The organism is Pseudomonas sp. GR 6-02 (genome assembly GCF_001655615.1).
GTDB lineage: Bacteria > Pseudomonadota > Gammaproteobacteria > Pseudomonadales > Pseudomonadaceae > Aquipseudomonas.
Genome location: NZ_CP011567.1, coordinates 5,497,875 through 5,520,429, shown reverse-complemented (window position 1 = coordinate 5,520,429; position 22,555 = coordinate 5,497,875). Strand labels below are relative to the sequence as shown.

At 59.4% G+C, this 22,555-nt stretch carries 20 protein-coding genes; 4 read left to right on the top strand and 16 right to left on the bottom strand.

Annotated elements, in window-relative coordinates:
* The first annotated feature begins 164 nt into the window (after positions 1-164).
* Together PGR6_RS24395 and PGR6_RS24390 are read left to right on the top strand one after the other, a co-directional pair.
* On the top strand, positions 165-854 hold the full coding sequence (locus PGR6_RS24395) for an energy-coupling factor ABC transporter permease (protein ID WP_018930184.1): 690 nt from the start codon (positions 165-167) through the stop codon (positions 852-854).
* A 63-nt stretch (positions 855-917) separates the two neighbouring features.
* The gene (locus tag PGR6_RS24390) at positions 918-1,133 is read left to right on the top strand and encodes a hypothetical protein (RefSeq protein WP_007938959.1); all 216 of its coding nucleotides are present in this window, start codon (positions 918-920) and stop codon (positions 1,131-1,133) included.
* 9 nt (positions 1,134-1,142) lie between these two features.
* Here the strand turns inward: PGR6_RS24390 and yacG are convergent, their stop codons facing one another.
* Genes yacG through pilB form a run of 5 tightly spaced genes read right to left on the bottom strand, consistent with a single transcriptional unit; the run spans position 1,143 to position 5,754 of the window.
* On the bottom strand, positions 1,143-1,343 hold the full coding sequence (gene yacG, locus PGR6_RS24385) for a DNA gyrase inhibitor YacG (RefSeq protein WP_007938961.1): 201 nt from the start codon (positions 1,341-1,343) through the stop codon (positions 1,143-1,145).
* Positions 1,340-1,963 carry a dephospho-CoA kinase gene (gene coaE, locus PGR6_RS24380; RefSeq protein WP_026286732.1) on the bottom strand — a complete coding sequence of 208 codons (624 nt, stop codon included), beginning with the start codon at positions 1,961-1,963 and terminating at the stop codon, positions 1,340-1,342. The genes yacG and coaE overlap by 4 nt, the downstream gene beginning before the upstream one ends.
* Positions 1,960-2,832: a prepilin peptidase gene (locus PGR6_RS24375; protein WP_064620394.1), complete on the bottom strand. Its 873-nt coding sequence runs from the start codon at positions 2,830-2,832 to the stop codon at positions 1,960-1,962. Before PGR6_RS24375 ends, coaE begins: the two co-directional genes overlap by 4 nt.
* 1 nt (position 2,833) lies before the next feature.
* Positions 2,834-4,051 carry a type II secretion system F family protein gene (locus PGR6_RS24370; protein ID WP_018930188.1) on the bottom strand — a complete coding sequence of 406 codons (1,218 nt, stop codon included), beginning with the start codon at positions 4,049-4,051 and terminating at the stop codon, positions 2,834-2,836.
* A 2-nt stretch (positions 4,052-4,053) separates the two neighbouring features.
* Positions 4,054-5,754: a type IV-A pilus assembly ATPase PilB gene (gene pilB / locus PGR6_RS24365; protein WP_064620392.1), complete on the bottom strand. Its 1,701-nt coding sequence runs from the start codon at positions 5,752-5,754 to the stop codon at positions 4,054-4,056.
* 226 nt (positions 5,755-5,980) lie between these two features.
* Here pilB and PGR6_RS24360 point away from each other — a divergent pair, with 226 nt between their 5' ends.
* Both PGR6_RS24360 and PGR6_RS24355 read left to right on the top strand, forming a co-directional pair.
* Positions 5,981-6,391 (top strand): pilin, encoded by a 411-nt coding sequence (locus tag PGR6_RS24360; RefSeq protein ID WP_019650990.1) that lies wholly within the window; start codon positions 5,981-5,983, stop codon positions 6,389-6,391.
* Between the two features lie 326 nt (positions 6,392-6,717).
* Positions 6,718-7,074 carry a BON domain-containing protein gene (locus tag PGR6_RS24355; protein WP_064620389.1) on the top strand — a complete coding sequence of 119 codons (357 nt, stop codon included), beginning with the start codon at positions 6,718-6,720 and terminating at the stop codon, positions 7,072-7,074.
* Positions 7,075-7,247: 173 nt separating this feature from the next.
* Here PGR6_RS24355 and PGR6_RS24350 read toward each other — a convergent pair whose 3' ends face one another.
* From PGR6_RS24350 to PGR6_RS24295, 11 genes are all read right to left on the bottom strand, one after another.
* Positions 7,248-7,544: a DUF2845 domain-containing protein gene (locus tag PGR6_RS24350; RefSeq protein ID WP_064620386.1), complete on the bottom strand. Its 297-nt coding sequence runs from the start codon at positions 7,542-7,544 to the stop codon at positions 7,248-7,250.
* Positions 7,544-10,540, bottom strand: coding sequence for a DUF748 domain-containing protein (locus PGR6_RS24345; RefSeq protein WP_177343105.1), 2,997 nt, complete (start codon positions 10,538-10,540; stop codon positions 7,544-7,546). The genes PGR6_RS24350 and PGR6_RS24345 overlap by 1 nt, the downstream gene beginning before the upstream one ends.
* Before the next feature lie 61 nt (positions 10,541-10,601).
* Positions 10,602-11,618, bottom strand: coding sequence for a class I SAM-dependent rRNA methyltransferase (locus PGR6_RS24340; protein WP_064620380.1), 1,017 nt, complete (start codon positions 11,616-11,618; stop codon positions 10,602-10,604).
* Positions 11,619-11,813: 195 nt separating this feature from the next.
* Positions 11,814-13,751, bottom strand: a complete 1,938-nt coding sequence (gene acs, locus PGR6_RS24335; protein WP_064620377.1) for an acetate--CoA ligase — start codon at positions 13,749-13,751, stop codon at positions 11,814-11,816.
* A gap of 230 nt (positions 13,752-13,981) precedes the next feature.
* On the bottom strand, positions 13,982-15,646 hold the full coding sequence (pgi, locus tag PGR6_RS24330; RefSeq protein ID WP_064620373.1) for a glucose-6-phosphate isomerase: 1,665 nt from the start codon (positions 15,644-15,646) through the stop codon (positions 13,982-13,984).
* A 228-nt stretch (positions 15,647-15,874) separates the two neighbouring features.
* The gene (gene panD / locus PGR6_RS24325) at positions 15,875-16,255 is read right to left on the bottom strand and encodes an aspartate 1-decarboxylase (protein WP_008153310.1); all 381 of its coding nucleotides are present in this window, start codon (positions 16,253-16,255) and stop codon (positions 15,875-15,877) included.
* Between the two features lie 171 nt (positions 16,256-16,426).
* Positions 16,427-17,287: a pantoate--beta-alanine ligase gene (gene panC, locus PGR6_RS24320; protein ID WP_064620370.1), complete on the bottom strand. Its 861-nt coding sequence runs from the start codon at positions 17,285-17,287 to the stop codon at positions 16,427-16,429.
* Positions 17,284-18,084: a 3-methyl-2-oxobutanoate hydroxymethyltransferase gene (panB, locus tag PGR6_RS24315; protein ID WP_018930198.1), complete on the bottom strand. Its 801-nt coding sequence runs from the start codon at positions 18,082-18,084 to the stop codon at positions 17,284-17,286. Before panB ends, panC begins: the two co-directional genes overlap by 4 nt.
* 272 nt (positions 18,085-18,356) lie before the next feature.
* Positions 18,357-18,842, bottom strand: a complete 486-nt coding sequence (gene folK / locus PGR6_RS24310; RefSeq protein WP_019650997.1) for a 2-amino-4-hydroxy-6-hydroxymethyldihydropteridine diphosphokinase — start codon at positions 18,840-18,842, stop codon at positions 18,357-18,359.
* A 3-nt stretch (positions 18,843-18,845) separates the two neighbouring features.
* The gene (locus tag PGR6_RS24305) at positions 18,846-20,246 is read right to left on the bottom strand and encodes a polynucleotide adenylyltransferase PcnB (RefSeq protein ID WP_018930200.1); all 1,401 of its coding nucleotides are present in this window, start codon (positions 20,244-20,246) and stop codon (positions 18,846-18,848) included.
* A gap of 866 nt (positions 20,247-21,112) precedes the next feature.
* Positions 21,113-22,552 carry a sigma-54-dependent transcriptional regulator gene (locus PGR6_RS24295; protein ID WP_018930202.1) on the bottom strand — a complete coding sequence of 480 codons (1,440 nt, stop codon included), beginning with the start codon at positions 22,550-22,552 and terminating at the stop codon, positions 21,113-21,115.
* Positions 22,553-22,555: the final 3 nt, after the last annotated feature.

The window sequence follows — 22,555 nt, the reverse complement described above, 5'->3', positions numbered from 1 at the left end:
TGGCCGTTACAAAAAAATGGATATGTACGCCACCAAAGAGCCGCCATTACCGCAGCAACGAATATGCCCCCCCAATCGTAAAACGCCCCTCCAGAGCAAAATCAAAGGGCGGTGTAGACTGATGACCTGTTCTCTTCTGGTAAGACAAAGGAGTGTGCCCAGCCATGATCGGTGCCGAGTTACTGTCATCCGAAACCCTGACGGTGGGTTGGCTGATCTATATACCGGCGCTGATCTGGGCAATTGCGCGAGCGCCATGGGTCGAACTGTTCAGCGACAGCCGCCGCCAGCATCTGTTGTTCGGTACGGTGTTTGCGCTGTTCATGCTGTGGCTGGTGCGACGGGACTTCGATACCGGTGTGTCCTATCACTTCATCGGCATGACCGCCGTGACCTTACTACTGGATTGGCCGTTGGCGATTGTCGGCGGGTTGGTCGCGCAGGTGGGCTTGGTGTTGCTCGGGCGTCAGGACCTGGCCGCTGTCGGGGTCAATGGCGCTCTGCTGATCCTGCTACCGGTGCTGGTCACCGAGTGCTGCGCCATCCTGGTGGAGCGCGCGCAGCCGCGTAATCCCTTCGTGTACATCTTCTGTTCCGGTTTTTTTGCCGCTGCGCTGTCGGCCTTGTTGTGCCTGATCCTGACGCTCACGCTGCTGTGGTACGACGAGCGATTCGTCATGCCGTACTGGCTGGAAGACTTTGTCGGTTACCTTTGGCTGCTGATTTTTCCGGAAGCGTTCATCAACGGCATGGTGGTCAGCGCGTTGGTGGTGTTTTGCCCAGAATGGCTGGAGACGTTCAATCGCACGCGCTATCTATCGGCGCCCTGGAAAGATGACGATCCCAAATCTTGATCCACATCAAATCCAAAAAACGTTGACGAATCCATGCTTCGGAAAACCTTCAGGAGCATCGAAATGAGTGTCTACGAGTGGGCCAGGCAGGAGTTGCGTCAGAGTCTGGATGTGGCGCAAGAGGTGGGCTTCGATCCGGGGTTGAGCCTGCGCGCCTTGCTCAGTGCGGTGGTGCAGCAGAGCAAGGCAGTGCGCAATATCGAAGACCTGGCCGATGAGTTGCGGTTTCTCGCCGAGAACCTCGACGAGGGCCAGGACTATGGCTTTATGCGGCCCTGATGGCCGGGATCAGTGACGCGGGTCGAAGTCGCCGCTGAACAACTCATCCTCGGCATCGGGGGGCACCGGAATCTTGTGTTCTTCCGATGCCCAGGCGCCCAGATCGATCAGTTTGCAACGGTCCGAACAGAATGGCCGGAATTTGTTCTCGGGGCTCCATTCGACAGGGGCGCCACAGGTTGGGCAATCGACGGTCGGGGTTTGGCTCATGACTGGCCTCCACGCAAAGTAAGGTAAAAGTGATGCAGACGTTCGACCTCGCTGTGCAGCCAGGCGAGGTCGCGGTCGTTGACCACCACATCGTCGGCATGGCTCAAGCGGTCCTGTCGGCTGGACTGAGCCTTGAGGATCGCCTGGACTTGCTGCTCGCTGGTCTGGTCACGCTGCAGGGTGCGTTCGATCTGTAACTGTTCCGGGGCATCGATCACCAGGACCCGTTGGGTCATGGCGTACTGCCCGGACTCGATCAGCAGCGGCGAAACCAGAATCGCGTAAGGCGATTGTGCCTTGGCCAGATGATGGGCGATTTCCTCGGCGATCAACGGATGCAGTAGCGCTTCGAGCCAGCGGCGTTCTTCCGGCACCTCGAAGATCAGCTTGCGCAGGGCTGCACGATCCAGCTGACCATCGGCTTGCAACACGCCGGGGCCAAAGTGCTCGGCGATTTTTGCCAGTGCCGGGCGACCGGGTTCGACCACCCAGCGAGCCGCATGATCGGCGTCGACCACGTGCACGCCGAGGTCGATGAAGTGCTGCGCGGCCGCGCTTTTGCCGCTGCCGATGCCGCCGGTCAGGCCGAGAATCCAGGGTTTTTCCACAGGGGTATTCATTTCAAACCGACAAACTGCCAATAGAAGCCGGTTATTTGACCACCCCAGAGCAAGGCAATCCAGCCGGCAATGGCCAGATAGGGTCCAAAGGGTAGCGGCGTCGAGGTTTTCGCATCCCGCAGGCGCAGCAAAATCACCCCGAGAATGGCCCCTACCAGCGATGACAGCAGAATGGTCATGGGCAGGATCTGCCAGCCGCCCCAGGCGCCGAGCATCGCCAGGAGCTTGAAGTCACCGTAACCGATGCCGTCCTTGCCGGTGACCAGCTTGAACAGCCAGAACACCGTCCACAGCGCCATGTAGCCGGCCACCGCGCCCCAGAACGCGTCATGCAGTGATACGAAGAGCCCGAAGCTGTTGAGGACCAGTCCCAGCCACATCAATGGCATCACCAGTACGTCCGGCAACAGTTGATGTTCGGCATCGATCAGGCTCATCGCCAGCAGGCCCCAACTCAGGACCAGCACCATGCAGGCCTGCCAGCCGAAACCGAAATGCCAGGCGACGAACGCCGACAGCAGGCCGCAGGCCAGTTCGGTCAGCGGGTAACGTTTACTGATCGGCGCTGCGCAGCTCGAGCATCGCCCACGTAAAAACAGATAACTGAGTATTGGAATGTTCTCCCACACTCGAATCCGATGGCCGCAGTGAGGACACTCGGAGTGGGGCAATATCAGGTTGTAGGTCGGACCGGGGGCTTCGACTGGCAAGTCCAGTACGTCATGGGCCTGCAGGCGCCATTCACGCTCAAGCATTTTCGGCAGGCGCCAGACCACCACGTTGAGAAAACTGCCGATCAGCAGGCCGATCAGCCCTGCGGTCATCACGAAGGCCAGCGGGTTGAGGCTCAGAAATTCGTTCAAGGACATATCAGACCGCTGAGCCGAGTTGGAAGATGGGCAGGTACATTGCAACCACCAGCCCGCCGACGATAACACCCAGTACCACCATGATGAACGGCTCCATCAGGCTGGTCAGGTTATCGACCATGTTGTCCACCTCGGCCTCATAGAAACCCGCGACCTTGTCGAGCATGTCGTCCAGCGCGCCGGACTCTTCGCCAATGGCCGTCATCTGGATCGCCATGGTCGGAAAGATGCCGGAGGTACGCATGGAAAAATTCAGCTGCATGCCGGTCGAAACGTCCTGCTTGATGCGCAACACCGCTCGCTTGAACACGATATTGCCGGTCGCGCCCGCCACTGACTCAAGGGCTTCGACCAGTGGCACGCCGGCGGCAAACGTCGTCGACAGGGTGCGGGCGTAACGGGCCACGGCGGACTTGTACATGAGCGCGCCAACCAACGGCAGTTTCAGCAGCCAGGTGTCCGTCCGGTCGCGAAAGCCCGGGGAATTCTTGAAGGCATGGCGCAGGCCGAAGATCCCCCCAGCCAACACGCCGAGTATCATCCACCACCAGTCCTGCATGAACTCCGACAAGCCGATGACCATCACGGTGAACGCCGGCAGTTCGGCGCCGAACCCCGAGAATACCGACTGGAATTGCGGCACAACCTTGACCAGCAGAATGCCGGTCACAATGATTGCGACGAACACCACGGCCAGCGGGTAGGTCATGGCTTTCTTGATCTTGGCCTTGAGGCTTTCGCTCTTTTCCTTGTAGGTCGCCACCCGTTCCAGCAGGGTATCCAGGGCACCGGCCTGCTCGCCGGCGTCCACCAGGTTGCAGTACAGCTCGTCGAAATACTGGGGCTTTTTGCGCAGGGCCGCGGCGAAGCTGTTACCGGCCGCGACTTCCTGTTTCACCTCGTCCACCAGCTTGCGCATGTTCGGGTTATCGAAGCCTTCGCCGATGATCTCGAACGATTGCAGGAGCGGTACGCCGGCTTTCATCATGGTCGCCATCTGCCGGGTAAACAGGGCGATGTCCAAGGGTTTGATGCGCTTGCCGGCACTGAAAATGGACGCGTACTTTTTCCGCACCTTGCCCGGATTGATGCCCTGCTTGCGCAACTGGGCCTTGATCAGCGCTGGATTTTGTCCGGTCAACTCGCCGGTCATTTTCGCACCTTTGCGATCCGTGCCTTCCCAGGCATACACGCTGATTTTCGCTGCTTTGACCGCCATATTCAGTCCTTCGTGACCCGGTTGATTTCTTCAAGGCTGGTGATGCCTTGCATGGCCTTGAGCAAGCCCGACGTGCGCAGGTCGTTGAAGCCGTCCTTGCGCATCTGGAGGTCGATCTCCAGTGAATTGCCTTCGGCCATGATCAGCCGTTGCAGGTCAGGAGTGTTCTTCACCACTTCATAAATCCCCACTCGCCCTTTGTAGCCAGCATTGCATTGATTGCAACCGACCGGTTCATAGATCGTGAATGAGCCGATGCGTTCCTCGGGGAAGCCTTCCTTGAGCAGCGTCTCGCGGGGAATCTCGATGGGTTTCTTGCAATGGCTGCACAACTTGCGCGCCAGGCGCTGGGCAATGATCAGGCTGACCGAGGTCGCAATGTTGAAGCCCTGAATCCCCATGTTGTGCAGGCGGGTCAGGGTTTGCGCAGCGCTGTTGGTGTGCAGGGTGGAAAGCACCATGTGCCCGGTCTGGGCGGCCTTGATGGCAATTTCGGCAGTTTCGAGGTCGCGGATTTCGCCGACCATGATCACGTCCGGGTCCTGGCGCAGAAACGAGCGCAACGCCTGGGCGAAGTCCATTCCCTGCCTGGGATTGACGTTGACCTGGTTGACGCCCTCCATGTTGATTTCCACCGGGTCTTCGGCAGTGGAGATGTTGATGTTGACGGTGTTGAGGATGTTCAGTCCGGTATAGAGCGACACGGTCTTGCCTGAACCGGTGGGCCCGGTCACCAGGATCATCCCCTGTGGTTGCTTGAGGGCGGCCATGTACAGGTCTTTCTGCTCCGGCTCATAGCCGAGGGCATCGATGCCCATTTGCGCGCTGGACGGATCAAGGATCCGGATCACCACTTTTTCGCCCCACAGGGTCGGCAGGGTGTTGACCCGGAAGTCGATGGACTTGCTCTTGGACAGGCGCATCTTGATTCGCCCGTCCTGGGGTTTGCGCCGCTCGGAGATGTCGAGACTGGCCATGACTTTGAGCCGGGAAGCAATGCGGTTGGCCAGTTGCGTTGGTGGCTTGGCAACTTCATGCAGGATGCCATCGGTGCGCATCCGCACGCGGTAGGTTTTTTCGTAGGGTTCGAAATGCAGGTCGGAAGACCCGCTCTTGATCGCATCGAGCAACATCTTGTGGACGAAGCGCACCACGGGCGCGTCATCGGTATCCTGTCCGCCGATGGCGTCCTGTTTCTGGTCGTCGACCGACTCGATGTCCAGACCGTCGAGGTCGACATCGGCCATCTCTTGCAGGTCGGTGGCGTGGCTGTCGAAGAATCTTTCGATGGCGTCGCTAAGCTTGTCCTCTTCGACCAGGATGGCTTCGGTGTTCAGCCCGGTACTGAATTGGATGTCGTTGATGACCTGTTGATTACTCGGATCGGAAACCCCCACGAACAGTTTGTTACCGCGTCGCCAGAGGGGTAGGGCGTGGTGCTGGCGGATCAGTTTTTCGCTGACCAGCCCCTTGGGTTGGGTGTCTTTTTCCAGGCAGTTGAGGTCCAGCAGGGCCATGCCGAAATGCTCCGAAGCCACCTCGGCGACCTGCCAGCTTTTCAGCAATTTGTTTTGCACCAGATAACTGACCAGTGAGACTCGATCGCGTTGGGCTTGCTGATACGCCTGTTGCGCACTTTGATCAGTGATCAGCTCGGCCAGCACCAATTGCTTGGCCAGACCGCTAAGGGCAATGTCATTCATTGGGATTCCGGACGCAGGCGGTTAATGACTTATAGCCTAGTCAAACAGTGGAACCAAACCAGCCCAGGTGAGGTGACAAAAAATGTCAGAAAGTGCGGATCCTGGGGGTACGAAAGGTCTTTGTCGTGATCCCGAGCCCAGTCTGCAGGGGCGCATACGACTTGGCATGACCTGTGCTGCACCCTCTACAGATCATGAGATTTCGACTCATGCATGGAGCCTGTCTATGAAAAATCAAAATGGTTTTACCCTGATCGAACTGCTGATCGTGGTGGCGATCATCGGGATTCTGGCGACGTTTGCGTTGCCGCAGTATTCGAAGTACCAATCACGGGCGAAAGTTACCGCTGCGCTTGCAGAAATCTCGGCACTGAAGGTGCCTTTTGAAGACATTATGAATCAGGGTACAGATCCTACCCTCGCTTTGATCGGCGGTACGGCGACTACAGGTAACTGCACGATTACGGCATCGGGTACCACCGCTACCGGTGTGGGCACTATTGCCTGCACGATCCTCAATGCTCCAGGGCCTGTGCTCAGCAAGACCATTACGCTTTCGCGTACCCTCGCCGGTGGCTGGACATGCGCCACCACGGCTCTACAAGAGTACGCACCTAAAGGCTGCACCGGTACCTGATCCATATCACCCGGCATAAACAATGCCCCGCGTCTCACGACGCGGGGCATTTTTGTTGGTCATTTGGGCGGGGGGCGATTCGGATGATCACGAAAACCCCCGACAATTCATGCCCTTAGGCCTGCGTTAAAACCCGCAACTTGCATGTAGATAATGTCGCACTCATGCATTTTGCATGATTTCGAAAGTTGTCATTTTTATTAAGTTGTTGATTTATAGGTATTTATTTTTTGGTTGCTAGTTGGCACAGCGTTCGCACTCTCTCTGGTAACCCTGCTGACAAGACGACACGCAGCAGACTTTCCAGAAGAACAGGAGTTACTCGTATGAAAAAGTTCGCTATCGCTGCCGCTACTGCTACCGCGCTGACCCTGACGATGGCCAACGCTGCATTCGCCCAGACCAGCCATACCACCCAGGCTCCCATGACGCTGGCCGCCGGTGAAGTGACCAAAGCCAAGGAAGCTACTTCCGATACCTGGATCACGACCAAAGTCAAAGCAGACCTGGTGACTGAAAAAGGCATCCCTGGCACCGACATCAAAGTCGAAACCAACAAAGGTGTCGTGTCGCTGTCGTCCACTGTTGCGGTGACTGAAGCTCAGAAAGCCACCGCCGTGGCCATTGCCAAGAAAATCAAAGGCGTCAAAGCGGTGTCCGCTGACGGCCTGAAAGCCGAGTAAGGCAAGGCTTCTCGCCTGGACCGGGAGAAGATGCGGCAGGCGGGCCAGGTCATACGTCTGTCGCTTTTTGAGAGTTCATGCGAAAGGCCATATGGACGTGGCCGTTACAGGCCCCGACATTCGTGTCGGGGCCTGTTCTATTGGGAGCAACGCAAAAAACTGTGGGAGCGAGTTCAGTTACCGCGTTTGCTGGTGATTTGAACCAACCGGTTTCCTTCAAAGCGCAGGTACTGGTACATCCCGCCGTTGGGCCCGTAGGTCCATTCCTCGACCTGAAACTCTTCCCGTCGATTGGCGCTGCGCTTGTAGCCAAGCAGGTCGCGGGCGACGGGCTCTCCGCATTTTTGCAGCACTTCGCTGGACCTGTCCCCGACGCTGATCAATTGACTGCCGCAGCGCAGGGTATCGGCCGCCGCAGCTTGACCGGCAGCCAATACCAGGGCCAGGCTCATAAGCCATTGCGCGCCCATCATTCGGCATCCAGATGCAAGGCCGTCACCACGCGGCCATCGCTTTCGGCCTCACCGAGGTTGGCGTCGATGAAGTACACGCGGTCATCGGCCAACTGCCCTTTGTCCACCAGGTAGTCCTTGATGCTGCTGGCCCGTTCCTGGCCCAGCTGACGCAACAGAACCTCGCTGGAGCTCCAGAAGCCGATCACGCTTTCGCGCATTTTTTTGCTGCGTTCTTCCTTGCCCAGATCCTTCCATTCCGCGGGCGGCTGGATCTTGAGGCGTGTGCGGTAGATTCCTTCGAGCAGCGGGCCTTTCTCGCTGTCCGGCACTTCCAGCATGGAGGCCTGGGCCGGCACTTTGTCACCGCGGCGCTGGAGCATTTTGTAGTAGTTGTACTGGTATTCCCGTTCCAGGCGTTGCTCGGCGAGCAGTGGGCCGTCGCTGCTCTTGGCGGCAGTGCCTTCGATTTCCAGGCGCAGGGCCGGACGCTCCTTGAGCGCCTGGGACAGTTTGATCAGTGTCGCTTCGGCTTCCTTGCTCAAGTCGCTCGAACCTGGTGCAAACGCCACGGTGCCCAGCTCCTCTGAACCACCGCCGCTGACCAGCCCGCCAATCATTTTGAACGGCGCCGCGGCCGCCTTCACGATCAGATTGCGCAGGGTCTGCCAGATGATCGGCATGATGCTGAACTGCGGGTTGTTCAGGTCGCCGCTCACCGGCAGTTCGATGGAAATCTTGCCGTCGACATCCTTGAGCAAGGCAATCGCCAGTTTCAGCGGCAGGCTCACTGCATCCGGACTGTCGACCTTTTCACCCAGTTGCAGCTGCTCGACCACCACTTTGTTTTCGGCCAGGAGCTGACCGTTGGTGATCTTGTAATGCAGATCCAGATTGAGCCGGCCCTTGCGGATGCGGTAACCGGCGAACTTGCCGGAATAAGGCGTCAGGGTCGTCAGTTCCACCCGTCTGAAACTGGTAGCGATGTCCAGACTGGCCATTGGGTCGAACGGGTTGACCGAGCCCTTGATGGTCACCGGTGCATAGCGGTCGACCTTGCCTTTGACGTCGACGTTGGCCGGTTTTACGTGGCGGCTGTCGATGGTGCCGATCTGCCCGTTCAGTTGTTGGACGGCCGTGGCGAAGTTCGGTGTCAGGCTGAAGTCGGCGAAGTTTGCCGAACCGTCATTGATGGCGATGCTGCCAATGTGGATGCCCAGTGGTTTTTCGTTTCCGGCTGCCGGTTTGGCTGCGGCAGTTGTGGTCGTTGTGGCGCCGGAGTCGGCCGGTTGCGGGATCAGCAGGTCATCGATGTTGGTGGTGCGGTCATCGTTGATCATGAAGCGGGCATAGGGCTGGAACAGATTGACCTTGTCGATCGACAGGCTGTCGCCGTGCTGATAGTTCAGGCCTTCGAGCGCCAACTGTTGCCACTTGAGGAAGTCACGGGTTTTCAGAGTGTCGAGGGTATGCAACTGATCGATCTGGGCTTTACCTGTAACACTGAACGCCAGCGGCTCGGTGCTTTTCAAGTCGACCGCCAGATCACTGCCCAGCATGCCGCTACGCAGTTCGAGGCGAATGAACGGATTGATGTAGGACTGGGCGACGCGCAGGTCGATATCCCTGGTCTGCACGTTCAGTTTGGCGCTGATCGGGGCCAGATTGACCGTGCCGTCCGCCATGATCTTGCCTTGCTTGCCCACGCCCGTGTCGAGCTTGAGGTTGAAAGGGGAGCCGTTGAGGCTGTCGAAATTCTGCAGGTCCAGGTTCAGCGGGCCGAGCTCCAGCGCTACGGCGGGTTGTGCCTTACGGTCGGCCAGGTGCACCTGATAATTACGCAGTTGCACGTCTTTGAGCAGCACCTGCCAGGGCTTGCTCGGCGCGGTCGGTTCGGGCTTCGGTGAATCGGCTGCCGCGGGTGTGCTGGTGGGTTCGGCGTTGGCTTTGGCCGCCTGTTTGGACGGCTGGCTGGCGAACAGTTTTTGCCAATCGAGTTGCCCATCGGCTTCGAGGGCTGCCCAGGTTTCCAGTTTCTGGCTGTGGATCTTGCCGACCACCACTTGCTGCTTGGCCAGATCCACGGTGGTGTCGCTGATGTCCAGTCGTTCGAGCTTCACCAGAGGTCGGCCGTCCGGCGCCTTGATGGCGAAAGGCGCGACGCTGACGACGACGTTGTCCAGCAGCAGTTCGGTGCCTTTGTTCAGATTGAGTTTGTAGTCGGTGCTCAGGTTCAGGACGCCGTTTTCCAGGACCAGTGGCACAGCATCGCGCACATAGGGCCAGAAGGACTTCATCTTGCCATCGGTGATTTTCAGCTTACCTTCAGAGGCGATCGGGCTCAGGCTGAAATTGCCGGTCCAGTCGATCTGCCCGCCGGCGGGGCCGACTGCGACCAGGGTCATGTCGGCGTTGTCGTCGGGCAGGGTACTGAGGTTCTTCAGCTCGAAATCGAGTTTGTCGTAGAGGAATTCGATGGGCTCGCTGGGCCGGGCATCTTCGAAATGCACGTAGCCGCCGGCCAGTTTGATCCGCTCCACGCGCAGCGGGAAGGGTTTGGCGTTCGGGTCGACCGGGGTCGGTTCGCTGGCGGGGATTTTGAACAGCCCGAGAAGATTGAGCTGGCCGTCCTTGCCGAAGCGTATTTCGGTCTTGGGTTTGTCCAGTTCGATATCGGACAGGTGCAGCGCCTTGGTCCACAGGCTGTCGATCTGCAAGTTGGCGTACAGGCGTTCGAAGCCCACTTGTTCCTTGCCCGGCTCGCCGATGATCAGGCCCCAAAGGGTTACTTCAAGGCTGAACGGGTTGAGTTCGATCCGCGAAATTGTCGCGGGCGTCATGGCGTAGTTGGCCAATTGCTGGTTGGCAACCCGCAACGCGATGCCCGGCAAAATCAGAAACCCCAGCAGGCTGTAAAGGGCCAGGGCTGTTAACAAGGCGCCGATAGCGCGGATCAATCCTTTGGGCATGTATGGCTTCATCTGTCGGAATCGGAGTGCCTTGGAGTATGGCATGCGTTTGCGGTTCCGAAGCAATCACGCTTTATAGGCGTTGTCTGATAATGGGTGTGGATTTTCAGAGCTGCAGGATCAGCGTTTTCAGCGGCGGTTGTTGGTCCGTCGACGGAAAGTCGCTGCCCGGTGTCAGCGCTGTCCACTCACGCACCGGGCGTCCGGCCTTCTCTGCGCAGCGCAGCACCTGTTCGCGCCAATCGTCCATGCTGACCTTCGCCAGGTTGTTGCAGCAGATCAACACGCCATTGTCGGCAGTGGTCAGCAGCGCCGGTTTGAGCAGGCTCTGGTAATCGCGCAACAGATCGACTGTGCCGAAAGCGCTCTTGGCCCAGGCCGGTGGATCGAGCAGTACCAGATCGTATTGACGCGGCTCCAGGCGCTGATAGCTCGGCAGTTTTTGCCCGCGACGCTGGCTGATCGGCAGGCCGGCCAATTGACGAATCGCCGGGAAGTAATCGGACTGGATGAACTCCATGGTCGGCAATTGCGGGTTGAGCAGACCGTTTTCGCGGCCGACCGCCAGGTTGCCTTCGGCAAAGTCCAGGTTGCACACCTCGCTGGCACCACCGGCCGCAGCGCAGAGACCGACGCCACAGGTGTAGGCAAACAGGTTCAGCACACTTTTGTTTTTGCTGTGCGCCTTGACCCAGCCGCGGGCGTTGCGCAGGTCGAGAAACAGCAACGGATCCTGGCCGGCATGGCGCCCGCGAACCCGGTAGTTCAGCCCCCATTCGTGGCCGATCAAGTCTTGCAGGGCGGCCTCGTCGGCGCGGTACACAGTGTCTTCGCGGTCGATGCGCGAGTTGCCGCGGGAGCGGTCGTTGTAGACCAGCAGGCTATCGAGGCCAAGCTGTTGATTGACGATTTCGTGCAATTGCAGCAGGGCGTCACGCTCCAGTGACTGATGAAAGCTTTGCACCAGCAGTTGCGGGCCATAGCGGTCGATGGTCAAGCCGCCGGCACCTTCCTGGCTGCCGTGGAACAGGCGATAGCAATCGGTGCCTTGCTGATGCAGCTCGGCGAGCAGGTCCTGGCGACGGTCAAGGGCGGCGCACAGCGCCTGATTCAAGGAAGACATGCTGGGCGCCTTGCTGGAGGGAATTGAGGGCGCGGGAGTTTAACACTGTGGCGAGGGGGCTTGCCCCCGTTCCAGTGCGCAGCACTGGCAAAAATTCGAGGGAGCGCCAAGTTTTTGGGCCGCTTCGCTGCCCAACGGGGGCAAGCCCCCTCGCCACAATAAGCCTCACAGCGCGGCCGGTGGCCGCGCGCAACATTATTGGTTCAGGCGTTGATCAATCAGCCCTTGCACCACGCTCGGGTCGGCGAGGGTCGAGGTGTCGCCGAGGCTGTCCAGTTCGTTGCAGGCGATCTTGCGCAGGATCCGTCGCATGATCTTGCCCGAACGGGTTTTCGGCAGGGCCGGGGCCCACTGGATCAAGTCCGGTTTGGCGAAGCTGCCGATTTCCTGGCTGACATGGGCCAGCAGTTCTTTCTTCAGATCGTCGTTGGGGTCGACGCCGTTCATGGGTGTGACGAAGGCGTAGATGCCCTGGCCTTTGATGTCATGGGGGTAACCGACCACGGCGGCCTCGGCAATGCTGTCGTGCAGCACCAGCGCGCTCTCCACTTCGGCGGTGCCGATGCGGTGCCCGGAGACGTTGATCACGTCGTCGATGCGCCCGGTGATCCAGTAATCGCCGTCCTCGTCGCGGCGTGCGCCATCGCCGGTGAAGTAGTAGCCGGGGTAGGGCTTGAAGTAGGTTTCGACCATCCGTTTCGGATCGCCGTAGACGCTGCGGATCTGCGCCGGCCAGCTGGACTTGATGGCCAGCACGCCGCTGCCGGCGCCTTTGATTTCCTTGCCGTGCTCATCGAGCAACACCGGTTGCACACCGAACATCGGTTGGGTGGCGCAACCGGGTTTGACTCGTTGGGTGCTGACCAGCGGGCTGAGCATGATGCCGCCGGTTTCGGTCTGCCACCAGGTATCGACAATCGGGCAGCGTTGCTCGCCGACTGTATTGAAGTACCACTCCCAGGCTTCCGGGTTAATCGGCTCACCGACAGTACCGAGTAAGCGCAGGCTCTCGCGGGATGTTTCCTTCAACGGCCCGGGACCTTCACGCATCAACGCGCGCAGGGCGGTCGGGGCGGTGTAGAAGATGTTGACGTGGTGCTTGTCGATCACCTGCCAGAAGCGCGAGGTGCTGGGGTAGCTCGGTACGCCTTCGAAGATCAGCGTGGTCGCGCCGTTGGCCAACGGCCCGTAGACAATGTAGCTGTGGCCGGTGACCCAGCCGACATCGGCGGTGCACCAGAAGACTTCACCGTCGCGATAGTCGAGCACGTATTTGAAGGTCATCGCCGCTTGCAGCAGGTAGCCGCCGGTGGTGTGCAGCACGCCTTTGGGTTTGCCGGTGCTGCCGGAGGTGTAGAGGATAAACAGCGGGTCTTCGGCGTCCATCGGCTCTGGCGGGCAATCGTCACCGACATCGCGCAGGGCCTGGTGATACCAGAGGTCGCGGTCTTCAACCCAATTCACCTGGTTTTGGGTGTGCTCGACCACGATCACACTGCTGACGTGCGGACAACTTTGCAGGGCCTTGTCGACGTTCTGTTTGAGCGGTACGAATTTACCGCCGCGCACGCCTTCATCGGCGGTGATTACGGTGCGGCAGTCGGCGTCGAGGATCCGGTCACGCAGTGAGTCCGGGGAGAATCCGCCGAACACCACCGAATGAATCGCGCCGATCCGCGCACAGGCGAGCATGGCGTAGGCGGCTTCGGGGATCATCGGCATGTAGATGCACACGCGGTCGCCTTTCTTTACGCCACGGCTTTTGAGCACATTGGCCAGTCGACAGACGTTGTGATGGAGTTTTTTGTAGGTGATCTGGATGGATTCGGCGGGGTCATCGCCTTCCCAGATGATTGCAATCTGATCGCCACGCTGTTCCAGATGACGGTCGATGCAGTTGTAACTGACGTTTAACTTTCCGCCGGCGAACCAGCTCGCTTCACCGGTTTTCAGGTCGTACCGCTGAACGGTCTGCCACGGCGTGCTCCAGTCGAGGAACCGTGTGGCCTGTTCGGCCCAGAAGGTGCTGGGGTGTTCAATGGATTCACGGTACAGGCGCTTGTAGTCGTCCTGACTCAACTGTGCAGCCCGGCGGACGGCATCGGCTTTGGGGAACGTGCTGATATCGAACATGACGGTTCCTTATTCTTGTTTTGCGACAAGAGGGGAGCTGCGCGACCCTCGTAGGAGCTGCCGAAGGCTGCGATCTTTTGATCTTGTCTTTTACAACCAGGATCAAAAGATCGCAGCCTTCGGCCGCTCCTACAGTGATAGCGCACGCCACCGATTTTGCAGTAAACCCGGTGCCGTGGAACTGTCGGTGCTGCAAGTTGAAGGGGCGGGTAAACCGCCCCTTCAGCCTATCACCCGCGGTGACGACCGCGGAAGTAGTTGATCAGGCCTTGGGTGGAAGCATCGTCGGCCGGGGTTTCTTCGCTGCCGACCAGGCGGTTGTAGACGCCTTTGCCCAGCTCTTTACCCAACTCCACGCCCCACTGGTCGAAGGCATTGATGCCCCAGACCACGCTTTGCACGAAGACTTTGTGTTCGTACAGCGCTACCAGTGCGCCAAGACGACGCGGGCTGATGCGTTCGAGCACCAGGGTGTTGCTCGGACGGTTGCCCGGGATCACCTTGTGTGCGGCCAGTTTTTGCACTTCATCCTCGGCCATACCCTTGTCACGCAGCTCGGCTTCAGCCTCGGTGCGGGTCTTGCCGAGCATCAATGCCTGGCTTTGCGACAGGCAGTTGGCGTACAGCCACTGGTGGTGGTCGGACACCGGGTTGAAACTGACGATCGGCACGATGAAGTCGGCCGGGATCAGTTGGGTGCCCTGGTGCAGCAACTGGTGGTAAGCATGCTGACCGTTGCAGCCAACGCCGCCCCAGATTACCGGGCCGGTATCGGTGGACACTGGCGTGCCGTCCTGGCGCACGCTCTTGCCGTTGGATTCCATGTCCAGCTGTTGCAAGTGCTTGGTGATGTTGCGCAGGTAGTGGTCGTACGGCAGGATCGCGTGGCTCTGCGCACCCCAGAAGTTGCCATACCAGATGCCGAGCAATGCCAGCAATACCGGCATGTTCTGTTCGAATGGCGCGCTCTGGAAATGCTGGTCCATGGTGTATGCACCGGACAGCAGTTCCTTGAAGTTCGACATGCCGATGGCCAGGGCAATTGGCAAACCGATGGCCGACCACAGCGAGTAACGGCCGCCGACCCAGTCCCACATCGGGAAGATGTTCTCTTCACGAATACCGAATGCCACGGCCGCCGCGTTGTTGCTGGAGACGGCGATGAAGTGACGGTACAGCTCGGCTTCCGAACCGCCCTGAGCCAGGTACCAGGCGCGGGCGGCCTGGGCGTTTTTCAGGGTTTCGAGGGTGTTGAAGGATTTCGACGAGACGATGAACAGCGTGGTCTCGGCGCGCAGCTTCATGGTCAGTTCGTGGAATTCACTGCCGTCGATGTTCGCCAGGTAATGGCAACGCACGCCTTTTTGGGCGTAGGACAGCAGCGCTTCGGACACCAGCTCGGGGCCGAGGAACGAGCCACCGATGCCAATGTTCACAACGTCGGTGATCGGCTTCTCGGTGTAACCGCGCCACAGACCGTCGTGGATACGGCCCACGAGATCGGTGATCTGGTTCAGCACTTTGTGCACGTCGGGCATCACGTTGACGCCGTTGACCGACAGCTTGTCGCCCACCGGACGGCGCAGTGCGGTGTGCAGGGCCGGGCGTCCTTCGGAAGCGTTGACGATTTCGCCCGAGAACAGCGCTTTGATCGCGCCCTTGAGGTCGACTTCGTTGGCCAGGCCCACCAGCAGATTGCGGGTCTCGGCGTTGATCAGGTTCTTCGAGTAGTCGAGAAACAGGCCGCAGCTGCTGAGGGTGAATTGATTAAAACGCTGCGGATCGGCATTAAAGGCTTCGCGCATGCTGAAATCCTGCATGGCTTGGCGGTGGTCATTCAGCGCTTGCCAAGCGGGCAGAGCGGTAACGTCGTGAGGAGTGCGGTAATACGCCATCGCTGCGGTTTTCCTTTTACTTGAACGGCCTTTTGAACACTAAAAATCCCGGAGCGCTGTGGGTGGGCGTCCGGTCAACTGCGTCGACACGATTTCTGGCGCAGGGCGAATACAGTAAACCTCGCGCTGCAATCTGTCTTGACTTTGTCTGACCTGCTCCCGGTACTTTTTTAACATTTAACCAGGAGCGGTCCGACAAACGGAAAGCTGGCAGGGGGGGCGGTCCGGTCAGGCGACCTGAACCGGAATGGCATTGCTGGTGTGGCTCAGTTCGTTGCCCGGCGCCATGTAGAGCATGCGCGGCTTGAAGTTGAGCAGTTCGGCTTCGCTGTAGTGGGCGTAAGCGCAGATGATCACGCGGTCGCCGACCTTGGCCTTGTGGGCCGCGGCACCGTTGACCGAGATCATGCGCGAACCTTCTTCGCCACGAATCGCGTAGGTGGTGAAGCGTTCGCCGTTGTCGATGTTGTAGATCTGGATCTGTTCGTACTCACGGATGCCGGACAGGTCCAGCCATTCGCCGTCGATGGCGCAAGAGCCTTCGTAATCGAGTACAGCATGGGTGACTTCGGCGCGATGCAGCTTGGCCTTGAGCATGATGGCGTGCATGAGTGTTTCCCCGGGTCGGAATCGAACGGGGGGCAGTTTGCCCGAAGGCTTTGTGGGCGGCAATACAACGCAAAAGATCGTCCGAACACGGCCCGAGCCTGCGGCGTCTCCTAAAGGTCTCCGCGAGACCGTGTAGGGGCTGCCGCAGGCTGCGATCTTTTGATTTTGCCGTTAAGACGTAGCGTCGAGGTTCAGATGCAGGTTGTCGATCAACCGCGTCGTGCCGAGGAACGCCGCCACCAGAATCACCAGATCCCGATCTTGCGCTGTCGCCGGACGCAAGGTCAGCGCATGGCGAATTTCCAGGTAATCCGGACGCAGGCCAGCGGCTTCCAGTTGCTTGATCTGCTCGTTGATCAGCGTCGGGTAATCGCGCTCGCCCTGTTTGATCGCGTCGATGATCCGGGTCAGGGTGCGATAGACCTCTGGTGCGATGGCCCGCTGTTCTTCGCTGAGGAAACCATTGCGTGACGATAACGCCAGACCGTCGGCGGCCCGTACGGTCGGTTCGCCGATGATCTGGATCGGCATGTTCAGGTCGTGCACCAGGGCGCGAATCACCGCCAGTTGCTGGAAGTCTTTCTGGCCAAAGATCGCCAGGTCCGGCTGGACCATGTTGAACAGCTTGCTGACTACCGTCGCCACCCCTTCGAAATGCCCCGGACGGCTGGCGCCGCACAGGCCTTCAGACAGTTGTGGAACGCTGACGCGGGTCTGGCCGGCCATGCCGTCGGGGTACATTTCTTCGACGGTTGGGGCAAACAGCAGATGGCAACCGGCCTGGAGCAGTTTCTCCTGATCGGCGGCCAGGGTCCGCGGGTATTTGTCGAGGTCTTCGCCGGCGCCGAATTGCAGCGGGTTGACGAAAATGCTCGCGACCACGAAATCCACCCGTTGGGTGGCTTTGGTAATCAGCGCGATATGCCCGCTGTGCAGGTTGCCCATGGTCGGCACAAAGCCGATGCGCTTGCCTTCGCTACGGGCGCGGGCCACCGCGGCCCGCAGTTCGCGTACGGTTTTTACGGTGTTCATGCAGAGAATCCGTGTTCGATGCCAGGGAAAGTCGCCGCTTTGACTTCAGTGACGTAAGCGCTCAAGGCTGCTTGAATGCTGGTTTGGTCGGTCATGAAGTTCTTCACGAACTTTGGCACGCGGCCGGTCATGGACAAGCCCAGCATGTCGTGCAGAACCAGTACCTGACCGTCGGTGCCACTGCCGGCGCCGATGCCAATCACCGGGATCTTCACCGCCTGGCTGATTTCTTCGGCCAATTCGCTCGGCACGCATTCGAGCAGCAGCATGGCCGCGCCGGCCTGTTCCAGGGAAATTGCGTCGGCACGCATCTGCCGCGCCTGGTTCTCGTTGCGGCCCTGGACTTTATAGCCGCCGAGGATGTTGACCGATTGCGGTGTCAGCCCCATGTGCGCGCACACCGGGATGCCGCGTTCGGCCAGCAGACGGATCGAGTCCGCGAGCCACAATGCCCCTTCAACCTTGACCATGTGCGCACCGGCCTGCATCAACAGCGCGCTGTTGGTCATGGTTTGTTCAATGGTGGCGTAGGCCATGAAGGGCAGGTCGGCGAGGATCAGGGCATCGGTGTTGCCGCGTTTGACGGCTGCCACGTGGTAGGCCATTTCAGCAGTGGTCACCGGCAGGGTGCTGTCGTGACCTTGCAAGACCATGCCGAGGGAGTCGCCCACCAGCAGCACTTCAACCCCGGCCTCATTGCAGGCGTGGGCGAAGGTCGCGTCATAGCAGGTCAGCATGGTGATCTTTTCACCTGTCTGCTTGAGGCTCTGGAGCGTGGTCAGGGTGATGGCTGGCATGAAAAAAATCCTCATTACAGGCGCTATGAAAACTACTGCGAGTAACGCGCGTGATTCGTCATTTATACAGGCGCACCCTCTTTCGTGGTGCTTGTAAGGCCTGGACTGCGCCCTTTAGCGCCGCGTTGGCGGCAGCGGGACGCCTATAGTCGTGAGGAGAACCCGGGAAGTCAATTGCATGTGTTACCGCATTGTTACGTGGGGGGTGTTACCGACGTTACTGATGCGATTCAGCAGATTTGCGATGGGCTTGTATCGTCAAAAGCGGCAACTCAGGCTGCCGGGAGGCGTTCCAGGCCGACGAACGGGCAGGCGGCGAGTAATTCTGCGAGGGTGCGGCCGTCAGCCAGGCGCAAATCCGCCGGTGCCAGTTCGGCCAACGGATAGAGCACAAAGGCTCGTTCCTGCAGGTGATAGTGAGGGACTTTGAGGCGCGGTTCGTCGATCAGTCGATCGCCGAACAACACGATGTCCAGATCCAGCGTGCGCGGGCCCCAGCGTTCAAGGCGCTGGCGGCCTTGTCCGTTCTCGATGGCTTGCAGGGCATCGAGCAGCTCCAGCGGCGCGAGGCGGCTGTCGAGAGCGGCGACCGCGTTGGTATAACGCGGTTGGCCGGGCAGCAGCGAGTCGCTTTGATAAAACCCGGAAACACCGACCAGTTCGGTCTGCGGCAAGCGTGCCAAGGCCTCGACAGCGCTGCGCAACTGTTCGGCAGGGTCAGCCAGATTGCTGCCCATGCCGATGTAGATGCGTTCCATGGCTTATTCGCCTGTCGTGCTCGAAGCGCCGGCAGCGCGTTTGCGTTTGGCGCCGCCACTGCGGCGACGTTTGCGCGGAGCACCGCTGCCGTCGTCCTTGCCGCTGAGTTCGCGGATCATGTCCCGACGTTCGCTGTCGTTGGCGTCCTGATAGTCGGTCCACCATTCGCCCAGGCCATCAGTCTGTTCGCCAGCGCTTTCGCGCAGCAGCAGGAAGTCGTAGCCGGCACGGAACCGCGGGTTGTCCAGCAACAGGTCGGCCCGCTTGCCGCTGCGACGCGGCAGACGCTCCTGCATGTCCCAGATCTCGCGGATCGGCATGGTGAAGCGTTTCGGAATCGCAATACGCTGGCACTGTTCGGCAATCAACTCGTGCGCTGCTTCCTGCATCGCCGGAATCGGCGGCATGCCACGTTCTTGCAAGCGCAGCACGCGGGCCGGCAGGGCAGGCCAGAGCAGGGCGGCGAACAGGAACGCCGGGGTGACCGGTTTGTTCTGCTTGATCCGCAAGTCCGTGTTGATCAGTGCTTCACTGATCAGCGTGTGGGTGTACGTCGGGTTGTATTCCAGCGCCTCGGCACTGGCCGGGAACAGCGGATCGAACAACTGCAGGTCGACCAGCATCTCGAAGGTGTCCGCGGCGTGGCCGGAGAGGAACAGCTTGAGCACTTCTTCGAACAGACGGGCTGATGGAATCTCGCGCAGCATCGGTGCCAGATCGCGGATCGGCAGGGCGCTGTGCTTCTCGATACCGAAATTCAGCTTGGCGGCGAAACGCACGGCCCGCAGCATCCGCACCGGGTCTTCCTGGTAGCGCTGCTTCGGATCGCCGATCAGGCGGATCAAGTGATTGCGGATGTCGTGTACGCCATTGGCGTAGTCGAGAATGCGCTCGCTGACCGGATCGTAATACAGGGCGTTGATGGTGAAGTCGCGGCGTTGCGCGTCTTCTTCCAGGGTGCCGTAGACGTTATCGCGCAGGATGCGCCCGCTTTCGTTGCGGGAAGACTGGTTGCTGTCTTCGTCCTCGTCGTTTTGCGGGTGATTGGCGCGGAAGGTCGCGACTTCGATGATTTCGCGGCCAAAGTGGATATGCACCAGTTTGAAGCGACGACCGATGATCCGCGCGTTGCGGAATTCGGCCCGTACCTGTTCAGGGGTGGCACTGGTGGCGACGTCGAAATCTTTCGGCGTGATGCCGAGCAGCATGTCACGCACACAGCCGCCGACCAGGTAAGCCTGGTAACCGGCGTTCTGCAAGCGTTCGACGATGTTGACCGCGTAACGGCTGAATTGCGCCTTTTGCAGCGAATGTTGGCCGCTATTGAGCACTTCAGGCGTGCTGCGGATGTGTTGCGTACGACGCAGGGGAGAACGGAATGACTGGAACAGCTTCTTCAGCATGGGATGCACTGTTTGAAGGAATGTTCGGCCATAACGAAGAATGACCGCATGATGGGCCGGGATTCTAGCATTTAGTCGGGGGATGGTGTAGGAAGCTGCGCAAGCGCTTGAAGGGAGATGTCTTGAGGGGCGGTTTTGTAGCAGCTGCCGAGCCTGCGTTCGGCGGCGAAGCCGTCGTAAAACCAGAAATTGCGGTGTGTCAGTAGGAACCGGTTGCCCGTATTAGCGACTGCTGCGCAGTCGAACGCAGCCTCGCACTGCTCGGCAGCTGCTACAAGGCAGAGAATGCCAAACGCCAGAAACCACAAGGGGAGCCGAAGCTCCCCCAGAAGTAGTTGCGTGCTCTATTTTTATTATTGGTTTCGGGCTTCTTGTTTTTGTTGAGCGCCCTCGCCATGAAGTTTTCCTTCATGACCCTCCCAATCGGGAGCCAAGAGCAAACGGATTGCTTTGGTCGCTGTGTTGCTATGATCGTGTGATCCAACCAGTTCAGGCACTGCCTAGGGACAGTTTTTTATTATTCTCGGCCTGGTTGCGGGGCAAGCCCCAAATGCAACGCCTCTCCAAAAGAATCAGTTAGCTACGCCTCTCGCCGTCTTGTTTTTATTGTGCGTGAGTCGATTCGTCTTATTTTTATTGTCTTGTGCATTACTTGTTATTGTTCTTGTACTGAACATATAGCAGGGTGCGTGCCAACTTTTGTGAGGCCCAGTAAAACAAGGGGTTAGGCGGGCTAATGGTGTTTTTCGAGGCCAAAAAAAAACGGGGCTTCGTTACCGTAAGCCCCGGCTTCTGTTACGTGAAAAAGCTGAGGTAACAGTTTTTCCACAATGTCACGTGTTACCCGCGCATCTGACAGGCGCGGTTCAGCTCTCGCTGGCCACCCCGGTTTTGCGCCGCGGGATGCCCAGGCGCTGACGGCGTTCCCACAAGCATTTGCGACTGACCCCGAGCTTGCGGGCCAGTTCGGTTTCGGTCATGTGATCCTGATGCTCAAGCACGAAGTGCTGGAAGTAGTCTTCCAGGGACAGATCTTCGGTCGGTTCGTGGCTGGTGTTACCGGCGCTGTTGCCCTGCTGGGGCGCGAGGCCGATGAAATCGTCGTCTTCCAGATCGCTGAGTTCGATGTCGATGCCCAGCAGCTCGGCGGAAATCTCCGGGCTCTCGCACAGAATCACCGCGCGCTCGACCGCGTTTTCCAGTTCGCGAACGTTACCCGGCCAGGAGTAATGCCGAATTGCTTGCTCGGCATCCAGGGCGAATTTCAGATCGGTGCGGTTGACCCGCGCGCTCTGCCGCGCCAGGAAGGCATTGGCAATTTCATTGACGTCCGCACCGCGCTCGCGCAGGGCCGGCAGTTTCAGGGCGATCACGTGGAGGCGGTAATACAAGTCTTCACGGAACTGGCCGATCTTCGCCAGGCTCTTGAGATCCCGGTGGGTCGCGGCGATCAGGCGTACATCGACCTTCTGCGACTGGACCGAGCCAACCCGGCGGATTTCACCTTCCTGCAATACGCGTAACAGGCGGGCCTGGGCTTCCAGTGGCAGTTCACCGATTTCATCGAGGAACAAGGTGCCGCCGTCAGCCGCTTCCACCAACCCGGCACGCCCGGCGCTGGCGCCGGTAAACGCGCCTTTCTCGTGGCCGAATAGTTCGGACTCGATCAGGCTTTCCGGGATGGCTGCGCAGTTCACCGAAATCATCGGCGCCTTGGCGCGTTTGGACAGGTTGTGCAGGGCACGTGCTACCAGTTCTTTACCGGTACCGGATTCGCCCTGGATCAGGACATTGGAATCGGTCGGCGCGACTTTACGGATTTTGCTGTACAGGTCCTGCATCGGCGGGCAAGAACCGATGATGCCGATTTCGCCGTTGCTGTTGTCGACACCACTTTTTGCTGCGGCGCCATTGGACGCTTTGCCGACAACCGGCTCACCGCTGGCTTGCGCCGATTGCCGGTCACGCAGGATTCGCGCGACGGCCTGGAGCATCTCGTCGTGATCGAAAGGCTTGGCGATGTAGTCCACCGCGCCCATTTTCATGGAGTCGACGGCCGAACGCAGGCTGGCGTAACTGGTCATGATCAGCACCGGAGTGCCCAGGCCGAGTTTGATCAACTCGGTACCCGGCGCGCCCGGCAGGCGCAGGTCACTGACGATCAGGTCAAACGTGGGAATGCTGAAACGCTCTTGTGCTTCCTGCACGGATCCGGCTTCGCTGACCTGGTACTGGTTACGTTCCAGCAGACGGCGCAAGGCGGAGCGGATAATTGTTTCGTCTTCGACGATCAAAATGTGCGGCATTGA